The organism is Microbacterium testaceum, assembly GCF_020781835.1.
Taxonomy (GTDB): domain Bacteria; phylum Actinomycetota; class Actinomycetes; order Actinomycetales; family Microbacteriaceae; genus Microbacterium; species Microbacterium testaceum_H.
On record NZ_JAJGNJ010000005.1, the window covers coordinates 272,403 to 289,018 of the forward strand.

Here is a 16,616-nt window from a genome sequence, read left to right on the forward strand (position 1 = left end):
TCAGGCGCGACGCTTGAGCTTGCGACGCTCGCGCTCGCTCAGACCGCCCCAGATCCCGAAGCGCTCGTCGTTCTGCAGCGCGTACTCGAGGCACTCCGAGCGGACATCGCATGACGTGCAGATGCGCTTGGCATCGCGCGTGGAGCCGCCCTTCTCGGGGAAGAACGCCTCGGGGTCGGTCTGGGCGCACAGGGCGTCGGTCTGCCAGGCGAGGGTGTTCTCGTCGGGCGCGTCGATGTCACGACGGATACCCGGGACACCCAGATCGACCGGGTCGACGAACCAGTTGTCCGGGACACCGGACCGGTACTGCGATGACGCCATCTCGCCCTCCCCCTCGTTCGATCCCCTGACGCTGATGCGTACGAGTAATTACACCCGTGTCATTCCGATTGGTCAAGTCGCGGATCGTAAACCCTCAAGGGCGAGGTGAAGCTTTACGACGCTCTCCGGCGTGTCGCGGCTCACTCCCCCGACATCGCGACGAACACCTCGCCGCCCGCGACGGTCAGCGGCGACTCGTCGGGAGTGACCACCGCCGCCCGTCCCGGTGCGAGCGGGATGCTCGCCCCGGAGGCGCCGCTCACCACGGCCTCGCCGGTGACCGCGAGCACGATCGCGACGCCGTCGAGCTCCACGGAGCCGGCATCGCCCTCGCGCACGTGTGCGAGGGCGAAGTCGCGGATGCCGGGGGCGAAGACCTCCGTCCCCTCACCCGCCGGGCGGGGAGCGAGGATCGGAGGCTCGGCCGGGCGGAAATCGACCAGGGCGAGCAGCTCCGCGACGTCGATGTGCTTGGGGGTCAGCCCTCCCCGCAGCACGTTGTCGCTCGCCGCCATAATCTCCACACCCAGGCCCGCCACGTACGCGTGCAGCACCCCCGCCGGCACGAAGATCGCCTCTCCGCGGCGCAGCTGCACGAGGTTCATGAGCAGAGCCACGACGATCCCCGGGTCGGCGGGGTAGGCCGCGGCGAGCGTGCGCGCCAGCGTCAGTTCGTCTGCGAATTCGTCCGACTCCGCAGACGCCGCGGCCGCGATGATCTGCTCGACCAGGGCGGTGTCGGCCTCGCCGAGGATCCAGCCGATCGCCGCTCGCAGCGCGGCCGCGGGGTCGGCGGCGTGCAGACGCTCCCGCAGCGCGCGCACGCCCTCACCGTCTTCCAGGGCGGAGATCAGTCGCAGCGTCGCCGTGAGATCGCGGAGCCCGGCCAGTGCGGTGAAGGTGTCGCTGAGCGCGACGATGACCTCGGGCTTGTGGTTGTTGTCCTTGTAGTTGCGGTGACCGGCGTCGCGCGGGACGCCCGCCGCCTCCTCGCGGGCGAACCCCTCGACGGCCTGATCCTTCGAGGGGTGCACCTGGATGGACAGCGGCGCACCGGCGGCGAGGAGCTTGAGCAGGTACGGAAGCCGGGCGGCGACGCCCGCCTGCGCCGCGTACGCGCCCAGCCACGCGTCGAGCGTGCGATCGGAGCCGTCATGCACCAGGGCCGGGGATCCGGGATGGTCTCCGAACCACACCTCGGCCTCGGGAGCACCGGAGGGCGTCCTCCCCTCGAGGTCCGCGATCAGCGTCGGGCTGCCCCAGGCGTAATCGCGGGGCGTGTTCGAGATCTCGATCAGCACGGGCGCCAGCCTAGCGCCGGAGCCTTCGGTGCCCGCGACCGCGGAGGGTAGCCTGAGGAGACCATGGCGATGCACACCAGTCATCCGGTCTCGGCGCCGCCGACCGCTCCGCCGCGGGAGACCACCGGGCACCTCCTGCTGCGTGCCTGGTGCGTCTTCGTCCTGGTGCTCGCTCTCGGCGGCGTGGGCCTGGTCAACGCGCTCGGCGCCACCGTCGCCGGGATCGTCGTGATCGCCTCGGCGGTGGTCTCGGCCGTGGTGTGGGCGAGCGTCCGCCCCCCGGTCGCCGTGCGGCGTCTGCCGTTCCTGGCGTTCGGCTACGTCGCGTGGGCGGGCCTGTCGGTGCTGTGGAGCGCCTGGCCGGCGGCATCCGTCGTCACGTGGTTGCTGCTCGCCGTCACCACCTTCCAGGGGTTGTTCATCGGCGCGGTACTGACGTGGCGGGACGTGGTGGGCGCGGTGGCCTCGGCCGCGAAGTGGATCGTCGGACTGTCGCTCGTGTTCGAGTTGGCGGTCTCGCTGTTCGTCCGGGGGCCGCTCCTTCCCGGATTCGTGCTCCCCGAGGGCCGCATGGATCCGATCGTCTACTGGTCGCGCGACAACCTCTTCGACGGCGGACGCATCCAGGGCATCTTCGGCAACGCCAACCTGCTCGGCGCGGCGATGCTCCTGGCGATCATCGTCTTCGCCGTTCGCTACGCCGCGGGCGCACCGCGCCGCTCCCTGTTGTGGGGCTGGATCGCGGTCTCGGCGTTCCTCCTCGTACGCGCGGGCTCGGCCACGACCGTGGTCGCCGCGGCCTTCGTCGTCCTCGTCCTGGTGACGGTCCTCGTCATGCGCACCGCCCGACGGCCCGGCGAGCGCACCCGGTGGTACGTGCTGTACGCCCTCCTGGGGCTCGGCGGCGGTGCGGCGCTGTGGTGGGGGCGCGACGGGGTGTTCGGCGTGCTCGGGCGGGGTTCCGACCTGACCGGGCGCGAGGGGATCTGGGCTGACGTGCTCGCCCGCGCCGACCAGCATCCGCTCATCGGCTGGGGCTTCTCGACACCGTGGATGGCCTCGGAGCCCCTCATCGACGGGTGGATCGTCGATCACGGGCAGACGGTGGTCCAGGCGCACAGCATGTGGCTGGACGCGTATTTCCAGCTCGGCGGCGTCGGGGTGGTGCTGCTGGCGCTGGTCTTCCTCGCCTACGTCTGGCGCTCGTGGTTCTTCGCGGTGGACCGTCCACGGTGGGACCTGCGCGCGGACCGCCCGTACTCCCCCCTCACGCTCGTGCCGACCCTCGTCGGCGGCCTGCTCGTCGTGCAGGGGCTTACAGAGTCCGCTCCGCTCCTGCTCTGGGGGTGGATGCTCGTGGTGCTGTTCGGGTCGAAGATCAAGCAGTCGCCGCTCGTGGGTGTCGGGCCCGCCGAGCAGAGCATCGCGATCGAACGCGGCGAGTTCCAGAGATCGGGGTCGTGAGCGGCCGACGCCCCGGCATGCGACCGGATGCCCGCCTCCTCCTGGCCTCGGCGGAGGTGGCCCGGGCGTTCACGATCGCATCGTTCGCGGCGGTGTTCGGGGCCTCCGCCATCCGCGGGCTCGCCGGCGGGGTGACGTACGCCACGGTGCTCGTCGGGCTCTGCCTCCTGGGCGGCGCGATCCTCATCGCGCGCCGCCGCGAGATCGAGTTGCTCCACCTCGCCCCCACGACATTGCTGGTGTTCGTGATCTGGGCCGGCGCGAGCGTCCTGTGGAGCACGGATGCGGCGCGCAGCGCCGCGGGATGGGCGGCGCTGGTGGGAGTGTCGTTCCTCGGGATCGTCATCGGGCACGTGCGGGACGCCCACCAGAGCGTGCGCGCACTCGGCGACGTGCTGCGCTGGGCGCTCGGCGCCTCGCTCGCGCTCGAGGTGCTCAGCGGCATCCTGTGGGACACTCCGATCCCGTTCCTCGGCATCCGCGGCGACATCGCCGAGCTCGGACCGGTGCAAGGGCTGTTCGGCAGCCGTAACGACCTCGGGGTCGTCACCGTCATCGCGCTGCTGACGTTCCTCGTGGAGTGGCGCACGCGCTCGGTCCGCCCGGCCACGGCGGTGGCCTCCGTGACCCTCGCGGCGGTGCTCGCGCTGCTCAGTGGGTCGCCCACGGTCATCGTGGTGGCCGTCATGACCGGTCTCGCCGCGGTCGCGCTCGCGCTGGTGCGAGCCCTCCCCCCGCGCCGACGCCGTGTCGTGCAGTTGTGCCTCGGCGTCGGCGTCGCCCTGCTCCTCGCCTTCGCCTGGGCCCGGCGGTCCGCCATCGCCACGGCGCTGGACGGTCGCGCCGATCTGTCGCTGCGCACCGACCTGTGGGGCGAGATCCTCCGGTTCTCCGACTACCGCCCGGTCGTCGGCTTCGGATGGTTCGGGCCCTGGGCCCCCGGCGAGGCGCCGTTCAGCGCGTTGAACTTCATCCTCGACCAACAGCACGCCTCGGCCCTGAACGCCTATCTCGACGTGCTTCTCCAGCTGGGATGGGCCGGGCTGATCGTCTTCCTCGTGCTGTGCGCCCTCGCTCTGGCCCGCGCCTGGCTGGTGGCGGGAGAACGGCGCGCCGTCGTGCACACGTGGGCCCCGCTGACGCTCGTCGCGCTGCTGACGGTGTCGCTGTTCGAGAGCTCGGTGCTCTCCGGAGCGGGGCTGCTGCTGCTCGTCCTCTGCGCGGTGCGGGCCGGGCAGTCGCGCTCGTGGCGCGAGCGGTTGGAGCGGCGCGACGACGCGGTCACGGAGTGAGCGCAGGCAGGGCGGCTAGGATCGTGCCTGCTATGTCCGCGCACGCCGAAGCCACCCGCCCCTCTTCGCAGCCCGCCTTCGACCCGGCGTCCGCGACCATCGTGGTCGTCACCTACAACCGCACATCCCTGCTCACGCGGCTGCTCGAGAGCATCGAGCGGATGTCTCCCGCCCCGGGGCACCTCGTCATCATCGACAACGCGTCGACGGATGACACCACCGAGGTGGTCGAGTCGTTCCGCGACCGCCTTCCCACCGAGCTCGTCTACCGCCGTCTGGAGACCAACACCGGCGGTTCCGGCGGCTTCAGCGAGGGCATGCGCGTCGCCTACGACATGGGCTCGGAGTGGATCTGGCTCATGGACGACGACGTCGAGGTGGTCTCCGACGGCCTCGACCGCATGGGCCGATGGACGCCGCGTTTCCGCAGTATCCAGGGGCGGCGATACGACTACGACGGCAGCGAGTTCTACTGGCAGTACCGAGTCGCCGAGTCGATGGCGATCCCGATTCCCTTCGCCCCGGCAGGGTTCGACTCCTCGGGCTTCAAGCCGATGAACTCGGGATGCTTCGAGGGCATGTTCATCCACCGTGACGTCGTCGCGAGGATCGGGCTTCCCGACCCGCGCTTCTTCATCTACTGGGACGACCAGCTCTACGGCTGGCTCGCATCCCGCGTGACGGACTCGGTCATCGTGAACGAGTTCGTCCTGCGGCGCACCCGCGAGATCAAGCAATGGGACATGGGCATCCGCCACATGAACGCCTCCAGCGACGCGTACCGCTACTACATCATGCGCAACCGCGCGTACTTGGCGAAGTACTACCGCCAGCTCGGCGTGTACCGGCCGGTGCCCTTCACGGCCGGAACGGCGCTGACGTTCGTGAAGGAGCTCATCCGCCTCGTCGTGGTGGAGCGGAAGCTGCGCGGTACCAGCCACCTCTTCCGGGGTCTGCGCGACGGCCGGCAGATCTCCCGCGACGCGTCGTGGCAGCCGATGCCGCCGCTGGAACCCGCTCAGCCGGTCGCGTAGTCGGCGTTGTAGCGGTCGAGCACCTCTGCGATCGGGGCGTCGAGCTTCAGCACCCCGCCGTCGAGATAGAGCCCGCGGTCGCAGAACCGGCGGAGGTCCTTCTCGTTGTGGCTGACGAAGAAGAGCGTGCGCCCGTCGGCCAGCAGTTCGTCGATCCGGCGATAGCACTTCTCGCGGAAAGCCCGATCGCCGACGGCGAGCACCTCGTCGACCAGCAGGATCGGCTCGTCCAGCTGCGAGACGACCGAGAACGCCAGGCGCACCTTCATCCCATTGGAGAGGTGCTTGTAGGGGGTGTCGACGAAGTCGCCGATCTCGGCGAAGGCGATCATCTCGTCGAAGCGTCTCGAGACCTCGGCACGTGGCATCCCGTGCAGTCCCGCCGTGAGGCGGACGTTCTCGCGTACCGTGAGGTCGCCGACGAAGCCGCCGGTGATCTCGATGAGCGGAGCGACCCCGCCGCGCACCTCGACACCGCCCTCGTCGGGCAGCAGGACCCCCGCGACGAGCTTGAGGAGCGTCGACTTGCCCTGCCCGTTGCGCCCGACGACACCGATCGCCTCACCCGGTCGCACCGAGAACGACACGCCTCGCAGCGCCCAGAACTCGTCGGGGCGGGTGCGACGGGCCGCTCCCCCGAACAGGTCCTTGAACGAGCGACCGCCGCGACGGTTGCGACGGAACCGGACGCCGAGGTCGGTCACCTCGATCGCGGGACGATCCATCAGAGCTCCTTCAAGACGGGACGCTCCAGCCGCGGGAAAACCCACATGCCGACGACCAGGATGCCGACGCTCACGGCCGCGCCGACGCTCACGGTCAGCGCATCCCACTGATCGGGGAAGAAGCCGACGCGATACAGCGTGAAGATACCGGCGAGAGGGTTGAACGCGGCGAGATCGGCGAAGATCCCGGGAAGGTTGCCCACACCGTAGATGATCGGCGACGCGTAGAACAGCGCTCGCAGGATCAGACGCGTCGTGCGCTCCAGGTCACCGAACATCACACACAGCGGCGCGACGATGAGACCGAGGCCCACCAGAAGCGCGCTCTGGAGCAGCATCGCCACGGGGAACAGCAGTATGCCCCACGACACCTGCGCGCCCCCGAAGACGGCGAACAGGACGAGCACGGGGATCGAGAAGAGGAACTCGATTCCCTTGCTCAGCACGATGCGGGTCACCCAGATGCTGCGCGGGATCGACGTCGACCGGACCAGCCGCGCGTCCTTCTTGAACGCCTTGGTGAAGTCGGTGACGGCGGAGTTGAACCACACCCAGGGCAGGAGCGCCGTGATGAGGAACACGATGTACGGCTCCTCCCCCACGGTGCGGTGGAACACCTGGGTGAAGACGAACCAGTAGATGCCGCTCATCACGAGCGGGTCGAGAACCGACCACAGGTATCCCAGCGCGCTCGTGGCGTACCGAACGCGCAGGTCGCGCGCCGACAGCAGCCACAGCGAGTGGAGGGAGCGCCGCGCCGATCCGGGGGCGCCGACGGTGGCGGGGGTCATCGAAGAATCCTATGCGGCCGGTCTCACCCGAGGCTGAGGGGAAGCTGCTCAGCAAGGAACGGCGCGAGCGAAGCCGAATAGTGGGTCGTCAAGTGGTTGTCGTCGCGATAGACGGCGGTATTGCCGATCGCCCCCGAACAGATGTCCTGGGGGCAGATCAGGTCCGTCAGATCGACGAGGTGCAGGCCATCCCGTTCGAGAGCTTCCGCCGGGTTCACCGACGCGAGAGAAGCGGAACGCGCCACGGCGCACGCGTCCGGATCGCCCTCCTGCACGCACTCGAACATGTCGAAGGTGAAACGCGGATTGTCGCGCAGACCGATCACGTCGATCCCCGCCGAGAGGATGCGATCGATGGTGCGGTCCATCCCCGGACGGACGACTTCTTCCCCGTCACCGGCATCTGCCCGGGTCACGACGGTCATGACGGCGGCTGGAGCGAGTCGTGCGACGTAGTCCAGCACGGAGTCGCGCCATTCCCCGCATCCGACGGGATCGTCCTCAGGTTCATCCGCACCGAGGGCACAGCCCCCCTTGATGAGGGTGACCACACCCCAACCGTTATCCGCGGCGACCTCGAGCACGGCTGCGGTGAATTGCTGCGCGTGCGAGTCGCCCCCCACCACGATCACGGTGTCCGAGGAGAGCGTTTCAGGGGTGAAGAAGCATGTCCCGTAAAGCGGCTCGTCGGGCTCCACGCCCAGACGAGCGTCACAGACCTCGTCCAGTTGAACCCAATCGGCGTGCACCTGGGTGGGCAACGGAAGCATGGGCGCCTCGGACGATTCCACCGCGAGAAGGGGATTGCGCAGGACCGCCGCGCCCGGATTGTCACGGACATCAGCTGTAGCCGAACGCCGCTCGTGAACGGCGACCGTGATCTGCCAGGCGCCGACCATCGACGTCACCGCGAGGACGGATACCACGATGACGGCGACCGCAGGCGCAAGAGAGGACGAGTCTCGCTTCCACGCACGTACGGGGCGGTCGATGAACGCGGTGAGCATCCGGGCCAATGCGAGCGACACCACGATGACGGCGAGTCCGTCCACCGCCCCGATCCGGGCGTCCTTCTTCAGCACCATCCACGTGACAAGAACCGGCCAATGCACGAGGTAGAGGGCGTAGGCGTCAGCTCCGAGCCTGCGCATCCCACGGGAGGCGAGCATTCGCGAGGGCAGCGTCGCCCGCTGGCCGGAACCACCGAGCACGACAGCCGCCGCGCACAGCACCGGCCAGAGCGCGAGGAACCCCGGGAATCCACCCCGAACGTCCAGGACCATGCCGGTCGCGACGAGGCCGACGAGGCCCACCAGGACCAATGCGGTGCGTAGCGCGTAGCTCAGCTGTAGCCGAGCGAGGAGGACGACCAGAAGCGAACCGGCCGCAAACTCCCAGAGACGCGCGAAGGTGTCGAAATAGGCTGAGTCCTGGGCGGTTGCGGTCCGCACGATCGAGTAGACCAAGGACACCGCGAAAACCACGCCGAAGACCGAGGCCACGACGCGAGCCGGGGCGAGCGACCAGCGCCTGACGACGTACTCGCAAGCCGCGAGAATCAGGATCCACAGCACGAACGCCTGGCCCTGAACGGACAGCGACCAGAAGTGCTGCAGCGGGCTGGGAATGTCTGACCGGGAGTAATAGTCGACGGCGTCGCCCGCAAGCGCCCAGTTCTGGACGTAGAACACTGACGCCCACGTCTGCTCCCAGATCGCCGGCCACCGCGACGCGGGATACACCCCGTACACGACCGCCAGCACCGCGATGAGGGTCACCGCCATCGCGGGCACGAGCCGGCGGAAGACGCCCACGATCCGTGCCAGTGGGGACACACGCGGACCGTCCTCTATCCGCCTGAGCGCTGTCCACGTCAAGAAGAACGCCGACAGCATCAGGAAGACGTCCACACCGCCGGACACCCGGCCGAACCACACGTGATAGACGACGACGAGGAGGACCGCCAGCGCACGCAGACCATCGATGTCGCCGCGGTACGCATATCGCGGCGACTCGGTGCGGGAACCGGACCGGCCGGGCGTGCTCCGAGTGCGGACCGGCGTTCCGCTCGTCATCGAGCCGGGTGATCGAGGATCTTCTGCCATGCCTCCGGCGACACCAAGTCGGACAGTTCGGCTCGGTAACGATGCGACAGATCGTTCCAGCGGAGAGCGAGCCTGAGGCTCAGGATCGCGCCGCGCACGAGGGAGCGGCGCATCTGCTTCCGATCGCGCTGATACCACGCGACCCCGATGCCGTCCGGTGCCGTCACCAGCGCCGAGTCGATGTCGGCGAAACGCCACCAGGTGATGTCCGGAGCGGGGATCACCCGTTCCGGGTACTCCTTGCTGCCCGGAGACTCACGGACGATCACCTGTCGAAACGAGACGCGCAAGGCGAGCGCGATGGCCGAGAGCGGATTCGTCGGTCGCCGTACCGCGCCGAGGAAGGCGCGCGACGAACGCCGCACGGGAGGCAGGGTGGACAGATCCTCGACGACACGCGCATCGACGAACGCCGACCGCATCTGCTGCACTTCCCGCTGTCGCGTCCCCAGCCACCCGGGCAGCTTCGACGGTCCTGCGAATACGTCGGCGAGCGCCTGGTGACGCAGCCGAACCGTCGAGTACTGGAGCATGAAGAGCAGCTTGAGGTCGCCGAGGAACGCGTGAAGGGGAAGGTATCCACCGCGGGAGACATCCGAGTGCAGGAGGCCGGTGATCACCCGGTTGCGATGGATGAAGTACTCCTCCCAGGTGCGGGTGGGGTCCTTGTCGTGCCAGGCGAGATGCCACACGGCCACCCCGGGGAGGCTGACCGTGGGGAACCCGTGGCGTGCCGCACGAAGGGAGTATTCGATGTCATCGAACTTGAGGAAGACGGGCAGCGAGAGCCCGATGGTGCGCAGGATCTCGGTGGGGATGAGGCACATCCACCAGCCGTTGAAGTCCGCGTTCAAGCGCCGATGGAGTTCGGGGGTCTCCCGGAGGGTGTCCTCCACGAAGTCGTGGTCGTACTCGCTGTCACCGGATGCCGCCATCCACGACTTGCGCGCATTCCACACCTCGCCCTGGGTGTAGAGGACGGCACGCTCATCCAGATGCAGCATTCCGCCGCCGACGATCGTCGGGGTGACCGCGAAGTCGGCGAAGCGCACGGCACGCAGAATCGCCTCGGGCTCGCTGATCGCGTCATCGTCGAGGAGAAGGACGTAGTCGCTCTTCTCCGACGCCAACGACTCGAGCATGGCACGGGAGAAACCGCCGGAGCCGCCGAAGTTGGGCTGGCGGACGAGGTGCAGCACGTCACCGAGCTTCTCCGCGATCGCCGCGAAACCGGGCTGATCCTGGACGAGGTCCGTGCCCTGGTCCACCACGACTACCCGGTCGAGCGCTTCGCGGACATACGCGTTCTCGGCGACCGTACGCACCTGATTGAGGCAGTAGGACGCACGGTTGAAGGTGGTGATACCGACGGTCGCTCGGCCGCCCCGCCACTCTTCGTCCACCTCGACGGACCACTCCGCCTCGACGAGCGTCGCATCGGCTTGCGCGCACGCGAGGTCGAACCAGTAGAACCCCCCGTCCACGAACGAGCGCACGGGAAGATCGAACTCCACCGTTTCGTTGACGAAGTGCTGGGAGGCGACAGCGGAGGAGCGGCCACGAGAGCTGGATTTGTAGACGGAGACGAGTCCTTCGCCCTCGAGCTTCAATCGCAGATGAATGTCCCGCACCGAGGTCCATCTTTGCCAGAAGCTCGCGGGGAACGCGTTGAAGAACGTCCCCATCGAGATCCGCTTGTGCGCGAAGACGCGCACCGAGCGTCGTCCGAGGATCTCGTATGCCTCACCCGGCTGCGATCCATCCCCCGTCCCGGTGTCCACGTAAAGGGATGAGACCTCCGCGACGCCCTCGACGGGAAAGACAACGTTGTTGACTGAAACGCGACGAGTCGTATCGCTCATGTCACACCTCGGCCAGAGTGTTGTTCCACATCGACAGCGCAGATCCGATCGCCATATGCATGTCGAGGTACTGGTATGTCCCCAGCCGTCCGCCGAACAGCACGTCCTTCTCGCCCTTCGCGAGTTCGCGATAGGCCAGCAGACCCGCGCGGTCGTCCGCGGTGTTGACCGGGTAGTACGGCTCGTCGGCCCGGGTGGCGAAGCGAGAGTACTCACGCACGACCACGGTCTTGTCCGTGGGGTAGCGGTCCGCACGCTCGGGATGGAAATGCTTGAACTCGTGGATACGGGTGTAAGGCACGTCGGCATCCGCGTAATTCATCACGCTGGCGCCCTGGAAGTCGCCGATGGGGAGGACCTCCTGCTCGAAGTCGAGCGTGCGCCACGACAGCTCCCCCTCGGCGTAGTCGAAGTACCGGTCGACCGGACCCGTGTACACGACCGGGACCTGGCCGACGGTCGCCTTCTTGCTCACCGGCTGCGACTCGTCGAAGTAGTCGGTGGAGAGCTTGACGTCGATGTTCGGGTGATCGGCCATGCGCTCGAGCCACGCGGTGTAGCCGTCGACAGGAAGACCCTCCCACGTGTCGTTGAAGTACCGGTTGTCGTACGTGTACCGCACGGGGAGACGCGAGATCACCTCAGCCGGCAGGTCCTTGGGGTCGGTCTGCCACTGCTTGGCCGTGTAGTCGCGGATGAACGCCTCGTACAGGGGGCGACCGATCAGACCGATGGCCCGTTCCTCCAGATTCGCGGCGTTCTTCGCGTCGAACTCCCCTGCGAGCTCCTGCACCAGAGCGCGAGCCTCGCCGGGGCTGTAAGCCGCCTGGAAGAACTGGTTGATCGTGCCGAGGTTGATCGGGAGCGGGTACACGACGCCCTTGTGGGTCGTGTAGACGCGGTGGACGTACGAGGTGAAGTCCGTGAAGCGGTTCACGTACTCCCACACGGCCGGGTTGGAGGTGTGGAAGAGGTGCGCGCCGTATCGGTGCACCTCGATGCCCGTCTCGGCCTCGGCCTCGGAGTAGGCGTTGCCGCCGATGTGGGAGCGACGGTCGATGACCGTCACCTTCCGACCCGCGGCGGCCGCGCGCTCGGCGATCGTGAGGCCGAAGAAGCCGGCACCGACGATGAGAAGATCCATGGAGTAGGCACGCTTTCGTGTAATCGATCAGCCAGCGTCATGGCCCGCGCAGGTCGAGCGAAACGCGTGATCACCTTACCCAACGAACCCGAGCGTCCCGTCCCGACCGGCGACCGAGCAAGGCGATCCGACCTCCGCCTCCGCATGCCGAGTTCGCCTGCCATCTCTCGCGGCGGGCCCGACAGCCGCCTCATCAAACGCAAAGGCGGGAGCGGCTAGACTCCCTTGCTATTGCCAACGAGAGGGGAGAAGCATGTCCGGCAGCTGGCTGACGGCTCTCCCTTCCCTCGCGATGGCTCTCCTCGTCGTCGTCGTCCCCGGCACGGTCGTCCGGATGGCCGGCTGGCGCTTGACGGAGGTGACCGCGTGGTTCTTCGTGCCCGCGATGTCGGTCGCCGTCGTCGCCACGGCCGCCAACGTCGCTCACTTCGTGCACCTTCCGTGGTCCGGGCTTCCCGTTGCCCTCGTGACGCTCGTCGTCGCGGCGGTCGCCTTCTTCGTGCGTCGACTCGTGCCCCGTGCGGAGCAACCGCACATCGGTCTCGGCGGCGGCATCGCCATCTCGGCCGCCCTCGTCACCGCCGCCGTCGCCATCGCCCTGCAGACCGTTGCCGCCTTCGGGCAGGCGGGCGCGATCTCCCAGACGCTCGACAACATCGTGCATCTCAACGCCATCCGGCTCGCGACGGACACGGCCGACGCCTCGGCGATCCAGATCGGCGCGACGTCGGACATTCCCTTCTACCCGAACGGATGGCACAGCCTCGTCGTCTTGGTGGAACTGATCACGGGCGCGCCGATCCCCGTCGCGGTCAACTCGGTCAACGTCGTCGTCGCCGCCGTCGTGTGGCCCGCCTCCTGCGCCGCCCTGGCGTGGGTCATCTTCCGCCGCCCCTTCGCCGTCGTCGTCGCGGCGTTGCTTTCGACCGGCTTCGGAGCGTTCCCCCTCCTTCTCCTGGACTTCGGAGTCCTGTACCCGAACTTCACCGGTTACGCGTTGGTCGGTTCTGCTCTCGCCGCGGTCTGGGGGCTGGCCCGTCCCCATGTGTCGACGGAACGCCTCCGCACTGCGCTGCTGCTGTGCCTCCTGTGTGTCGGCGTCGGCCTGGCACATCCCAATGCGCTGCTCGCCGTCTACGCGCTCGGGGCTCCAGCCGCCCTCGCGCTGATCGTCCCGCTCGCTCGTACCTCGTCCCGAAGAGGGCGGATCGCGCTGACCGGCCTGGGGATTGCCGTCGTCGTCGTCGGAATCGTGGCGTGGACGATCGCTCGGACGAACTACGACATGTCCCGCTGGACCCCGTGGCAGACGGCCTCACAGGCCCTCGGCGAAGCTCTCACGGTCGCGCCGCGGCAGTTCGCGATGACGATCGTGATCGCGGTGCTCCTGGCGGTAGGCGCGTTCACCCTCGTCCGGCATCCCTCCCGAGTGGCGATCGCCGTTCCCTTCGCCGCCGCGGTGGTCCTGTTCGTCCTCGCCTCCGGCACGAACGTGACCAATCCCCTCCGTGAAGCGCTGACCAACCCGTGGTACAACGATCCGTACCGTCTCGCGGCGCTCCTGCCGATCGCCGCGATTCCGCTTCTCGTTCAAGGTGCTCTTTCGCTCACGGCCGGTGTGCAGCAAATCGGCGAGCGCGTTGCCGGTAGCCGCGCGTGGATCAGGCCGACGGCCATCGCTCTCGTGGTCATCGCCGCCGCGTCAGTCGCGGTCGGACCCAACATCCGAGCCACGATCGTCCAGACGCGTGCGCAGTACGTCCTGGCCGACGACGCCAACCTCCTCAGTGAGGACGAAGACGCGCTGTTGAGTCGGCTCGACGAGACGACTCCCCCGGATGCCGTCATCATCGGCAGCCCACTCACCGGCGCTTCGCTCGCTTACGCCCTCGCCGACCGCACGGTCACCGAACGCCACGTGTTCGGCGCGCGCACGCAGGACGAGCAGTACCTGGCGGAGCACCTGAAGGACATCTCCTCGGATCCGCGCGTGTGCGAGGCCGTTCGATCGGTCGGCGTGACGTACGCCCTCGAGTTCGGGGATCGCACCGTCAACGACAACGACGGCGATGCCTACCGCGGCCTCGTCGGCCTGGAGCCTTCCGACAAGCTCGTCCTCATCGATTCCGAGGGTCCCGACGCCAAGCTGTTCAAGATCGAGGGCTGCTGATGGCGGGCCGCTCGCGGCGGATCGCCATCGCCTACGACTGCCTCTTCCCGTTCACAAAAGGAGGCGGTGAACGCCAATACCGGGCGTTCGCCGAAGAGTTCGTCCGACAGGGGTACGTCGTCGACTATCTGACAGCGGCGCAGGGCGACGGCGAGGTCCTCTCCGCCCCCGATTTCGAGGTCGTCACCGTCGCGCCGCGGCTGCGGTTGTACGACGAGGACGGTGTTCGTCGGACGAGCGCTGCGCTCGTGTTCGCGGCGCGACTGGGGTGGACGCTGCTGCGGAACCGGCGACGCTATCGTGCCGTCGTCGTCTCCGGTCTGCCGGCTCTGAATGTGATCGCGGCGCGCGTGGCCCTCCTCGGTTCGGGTACCCGCCTGGTAGCGGACTACCTCGAGGTGTGGCGTCGTCGACAGTGGGTCGAGTACACCGGTGGTGTCGTGGGAACGCTCGCCTGGATCGCGCAGCGGATCGCGATCGCTTTGACCCCGGTCGCAACCGCCCACTCGGCCTTGTCGGCCACCCGTTTGAGACGGGAAGCGTTTCGCGGCGCGCTCTTACGAAGCCCGGGACTGATCGACGCCTCCGTCGAGCGCGCCGGTCCCTCCTCAGAGGCCGCCGATCCGCCGTACGTGGTCTACGTGGGACGCCACATCCCCGACAAGCGGGTCGAGACGATTCCGGCCGCGGTTGCGTACGCCCGCCGCTCCATTCCCGACCTCCGGCTCGTCTTGCTGGGAAAGGGACCAAGCTCCGAGGCCGTCCGCGGCGCCGTCCGGACGGCCGACGCTGACGAGTGGACGCAGATGCCCGGGTTCGTCAGCGACGAGGAATTGGATCGGATCGTGTCCGCCGCCGCCTGCGTCGTGAACCCGTCGCGGCGAGAAGGCTACGGACTGGTGGTCGTGGAGGCGGCGCGTCACGGCGTTCCGGTGGTCCTCGTCGCGGACGACGGCAATGCCGCCACCGAACTCGTCGAGCAGAATGTGAACGGTCTTGTGGCGGTCTCCCCCGCGGCAGAGATCATGGGTCAGGCAATCGCCGACGTCGTCCTGGGGGGTCCTGAGCTCCGCTCGAGAACCCGTGCCTGGTACGAGCGCGCACGCAGTGAACGCACCATCGAGGCAACCATCGCTCAACTCCTTCTCACCCTCGACCCCAGCAACGCACCCAAACAGCCGCCGTTAGAGACGGCCCCCGGAGGGGACCAACGTGACTGATACCCGTGACATCGAGCTCACCATCCTGATGCCATGCCTCAATGAGGCCGAGACCCTGGAGACGTGCGTACGCAAGGCCCTCGGATTCTTGCAGCGCTCAGGTATCTCGGGGGAGGTGGTTGTCGCCGACAACGGAAGCACGGACGGGTCCCAGGCCATCGCGACCCGTCTGGGAGCACGCGTGGTTCCGGCCTCTCGGCGCGGCTACGGCGCGGCGCTGCTTGCAGGCATCAACGCGGCCCGCGGCACGTTCACGATCATGGGGGATGCCGACGACAGCTATGACTTCACCCGCTTGGAGCCCTTCGTCGACCGGCTGCGTTCCGGAGCCGACCTGGTCATGGGCAATCGCTTCGAGGGCGGTATCGCGCCCGGTGCCATGCCCCCACTGCACAAGTACCTGGGAAATCCGGTCCTGTCGTTCATCGGTCAGATCTTCTTCCGTCCAGGCATCGGCGACTTCCACTGCGGCCTCCGGGGATTCAACACGGAGCGGATTCGCCAGCTCGGTTTGAAGACCACCGGTATGGAGTTCGCGTCCGAAATGGTCGTGCGTTCCTCCCTCGCCCGCTACCGGATCGACGAGGTCCCGACGACCCTCGAGAAGGACGGACGCTCGCGTCCTCCGCACCTGCGCAGTTGGCACGACGGGTGGCGTCACCTGCGCTTCCTCCTGCTGTTCGCCCCTCGCTGGTTGTTCGTGTACCCCGGACTGTTCGCGTTCATCGTCGGGGCACTCCTGGTCGGTGTGCTCGCCTTCGGTGGGGTTCGGGTGGGACAGGTGGGCTTCGACGTGACGACGATGGTCTATGCCAGCGCGCTCTGCATCCTGGGCTTCCAGTCGCTGCTGTTCTTCTGGCTCACCAAGCTCTATGCGACGCAAGAAGGGTTCCTCCCCACGAGCGAGCGCTATAGACGTGTCATGTCGCACTGGACGACCGAGCGAGGTCTGCTCGTGGGCGCCGCGCTGTTCTTGATGGGCGTCGTCATAGGTGTGATCCAGGTCATCCAATGGGCCAATCTCGGTTTCGGACAGCAGGATGCGGTGGACGTGATCCGCGTCGCCATCCCCAGCTCTCTGGGCATCATCCTCGGGTTCCAGACGGTGATGATGAGCTTCTTCTCGGGTGTGCTGACCGTCCCACGCCAGGACATGCAACCGGAATCCGTGATCGAGAGCTGAC

13 protein-coding genes are annotated in these 16,616 nt (G+C 67.9%); 6 read left to right on the forward strand and 7 right to left on the reverse strand.

The window, feature by feature from the left end; translation table 11 throughout:
* Both LL239_RS09805 and manA read right to left on the reverse strand, forming a co-directional pair.
* Complete coding sequence (locus LL239_RS09805) at nucleotides 1-324, reverse strand: WhiB family transcriptional regulator (RefSeq protein ID WP_228163247.1); 324 nt, start codon at nucleotides 322-324, stop codon at nucleotides 1-3.
* A 140-nt stretch (nucleotides 325-464) separates the two neighbouring features.
* Nucleotides 465-1,625, reverse strand: a complete 1,161-nt coding sequence (gene manA, locus LL239_RS09810) for a mannose-6-phosphate isomerase, class I (RefSeq protein WP_228163248.1) — start codon at nucleotides 1,623-1,625, stop codon at nucleotides 465-467.
* Nucleotides 1,626-1,688: 63 nt separating this feature from the next.
* Between manA and LL239_RS09815 the strand changes: the two genes are divergently transcribed.
* Genes LL239_RS09815 through LL239_RS09825 form a run of 3 tightly spaced genes read left to right on the forward strand, consistent with a single transcriptional unit; the run spans nucleotide 1,689 to nucleotide 5,415 of the window.
* Nucleotides 1,689-3,089 (forward strand): O-antigen ligase family protein, encoded by a 1,401-nt coding sequence (locus LL239_RS09815; protein ID WP_228163249.1) that lies wholly within the window; start codon nucleotides 1,689-1,691, stop codon nucleotides 3,087-3,089.
* A complete protein-coding gene (locus LL239_RS09820) occupies nucleotides 3,086-4,381 on the forward strand; it encodes an O-antigen ligase family protein (protein WP_228163250.1) in 1,296 nt (431 codons plus the stop codon). The genes LL239_RS09815 and LL239_RS09820 overlap by 4 nt, the downstream gene beginning before the upstream one ends.
* A gap of 32 nt (nucleotides 4,382-4,413) precedes the next feature.
* Nucleotides 4,414-5,415 carry a glycosyltransferase family 2 protein gene (locus LL239_RS09825; RefSeq protein WP_228163251.1) on the forward strand — a complete coding sequence of 334 codons (1,002 nt, stop codon included), beginning with the start codon at nucleotides 4,414-4,416 and terminating at the stop codon, nucleotides 5,413-5,415.
* On the opposite strand, the gene LL239_RS09830 is transcribed toward LL239_RS09825, so the two are convergent.
* From LL239_RS09830 to glf, 5 genes are read right to left on the reverse strand one after another with little or no spacing between them, the layout of a single operon-like run.
* A complete protein-coding gene (locus tag LL239_RS09830) occupies nucleotides 5,400-6,140 on the reverse strand; it encodes an ABC transporter ATP-binding protein (protein ID WP_228163253.1) in 741 nt (246 codons plus the stop codon). The two genes, LL239_RS09825 and LL239_RS09830, sit on opposite strands and share 16 nt — an antisense overlap.
* Nucleotides 6,140-6,931 carry an ABC transporter permease gene (locus LL239_RS09835; protein ID WP_228163254.1) on the reverse strand — a complete coding sequence of 264 codons (792 nt, stop codon included), beginning with the start codon at nucleotides 6,929-6,931 and terminating at the stop codon, nucleotides 6,140-6,142. Before LL239_RS09835 ends, LL239_RS09830 begins: the two co-directional genes overlap by 1 nt.
* 23 nt (nucleotides 6,932-6,954) lie before the next feature.
* Complete coding sequence (locus LL239_RS09840) at nucleotides 6,955-9,036, reverse strand: acyltransferase family protein (RefSeq protein WP_228163255.1); 2,082 nt, start codon at nucleotides 9,034-9,036, stop codon at nucleotides 6,955-6,957.
* Nucleotides 9,003-10,898: a glycosyltransferase gene (locus LL239_RS09845; RefSeq protein ID WP_228163257.1), complete on the reverse strand. Its 1,896-nt coding sequence runs from the start codon at nucleotides 10,896-10,898 to the stop codon at nucleotides 9,003-9,005. Before LL239_RS09845 ends, LL239_RS09840 begins: the two co-directional genes overlap by 34 nt.
* A 1-nt stretch (nucleotide 10,899) precedes the next feature.
* The gene (gene glf / locus LL239_RS09850) at nucleotides 10,900-12,042 is read right to left on the reverse strand and encodes a UDP-galactopyranose mutase (protein ID WP_228163258.1); all 1,143 of its coding nucleotides are present in this window, start codon (nucleotides 12,040-12,042) and stop codon (nucleotides 10,900-10,902) included.
* 253 nt (nucleotides 12,043-12,295) lie between these two features.
* On the opposite strand from glf, the gene LL239_RS09855 reads away from it, so the two are divergent.
* From LL239_RS09855 to LL239_RS09865, 3 genes are read left to right on the forward strand one after another with little or no spacing between them, the layout of a single operon-like run.
* Nucleotides 12,296-14,212, forward strand: coding sequence for a DUF6541 family protein (locus LL239_RS09855; protein WP_228163259.1), 1,917 nt, complete (start codon nucleotides 12,296-12,298; stop codon nucleotides 14,210-14,212).
* Nucleotides 14,212-15,432 (forward strand): glycosyltransferase family 4 protein, encoded by a 1,221-nt coding sequence (locus LL239_RS09860; protein ID WP_228163260.1) that lies wholly within the window; start codon nucleotides 14,212-14,214, stop codon nucleotides 15,430-15,432. The genes LL239_RS09855 and LL239_RS09860 overlap by 1 nt, the downstream gene beginning before the upstream one ends.
* A complete protein-coding gene (locus LL239_RS09865) occupies nucleotides 15,425-16,615 on the forward strand; it encodes a glycosyltransferase family 2 protein (RefSeq protein WP_228163261.1) in 1,191 nt (396 codons plus the stop codon). The genes LL239_RS09860 and LL239_RS09865 overlap by 8 nt, the downstream gene beginning before the upstream one ends.
* The last annotated feature ends 1 nt before the right edge of the window (nucleotide 16,616 follow it).

Bases quoted from the DNA above. Each gene is read 5' to 3' on its own strand.
- LL239_RS09805 (WP_228163247.1), bottom strand. From the start codon at position 324: ATGGCGTCATCGCAGTACCGGTCCGGTGTCCCGGACAACTGGTTCGTC.
- LL239_RS09815 (WP_228163249.1), top strand. From the start codon at position 1,689: ATGGCGATGCACACCAGTCATCCGGTCTCGGCGCCGCCGACCGCTCCG.
- LL239_RS09825 (WP_228163251.1), top strand. From the start codon at position 4,414: ATGTCCGCGCACGCCGAAGCCACCCGCCCCTCTTCGCAGCCCGCCTTC.
- LL239_RS09830 (WP_228163253.1), bottom strand. From the start codon at position 6,140: ATGGATCGTCCCGCGATCGAGGTGACCGACCTCGGCGTCCGGTTCCGT.
- LL239_RS09835 (WP_228163254.1), bottom strand. From the start codon at position 6,931: ATGACCCCCGCCACCGTCGGCGCCCCCGGATCGGCGCGGCGCTCCCTC.
- LL239_RS09840 (WP_228163255.1), bottom strand. From the start codon at position 9,036: ATGGCAGAAGATCCTCGATCACCCGGCTCGATGACGAGCGGAACGCCG.
- LL239_RS09845 (WP_228163257.1), bottom strand. From the start codon at position 10,898: ATGAGCGATACGACTCGTCGCGTTTCAGTCAACAACGTTGTCTTTCCC.
- glf (WP_228163258.1), bottom strand. From the start codon at position 12,042: ATGGATCTTCTCATCGTCGGTGCCGGCTTCTTCGGCCTCACGATCGCC.
- LL239_RS09855 (WP_228163259.1), top strand. From the start codon at position 12,296: ATGTCCGGCAGCTGGCTGACGGCTCTCCCTTCCCTCGCGATGGCTCTC.
- LL239_RS09860 (WP_228163260.1), top strand. From the start codon at position 14,212: ATGGCGGGCCGCTCGCGGCGGATCGCCATCGCCTACGACTGCCTCTTC.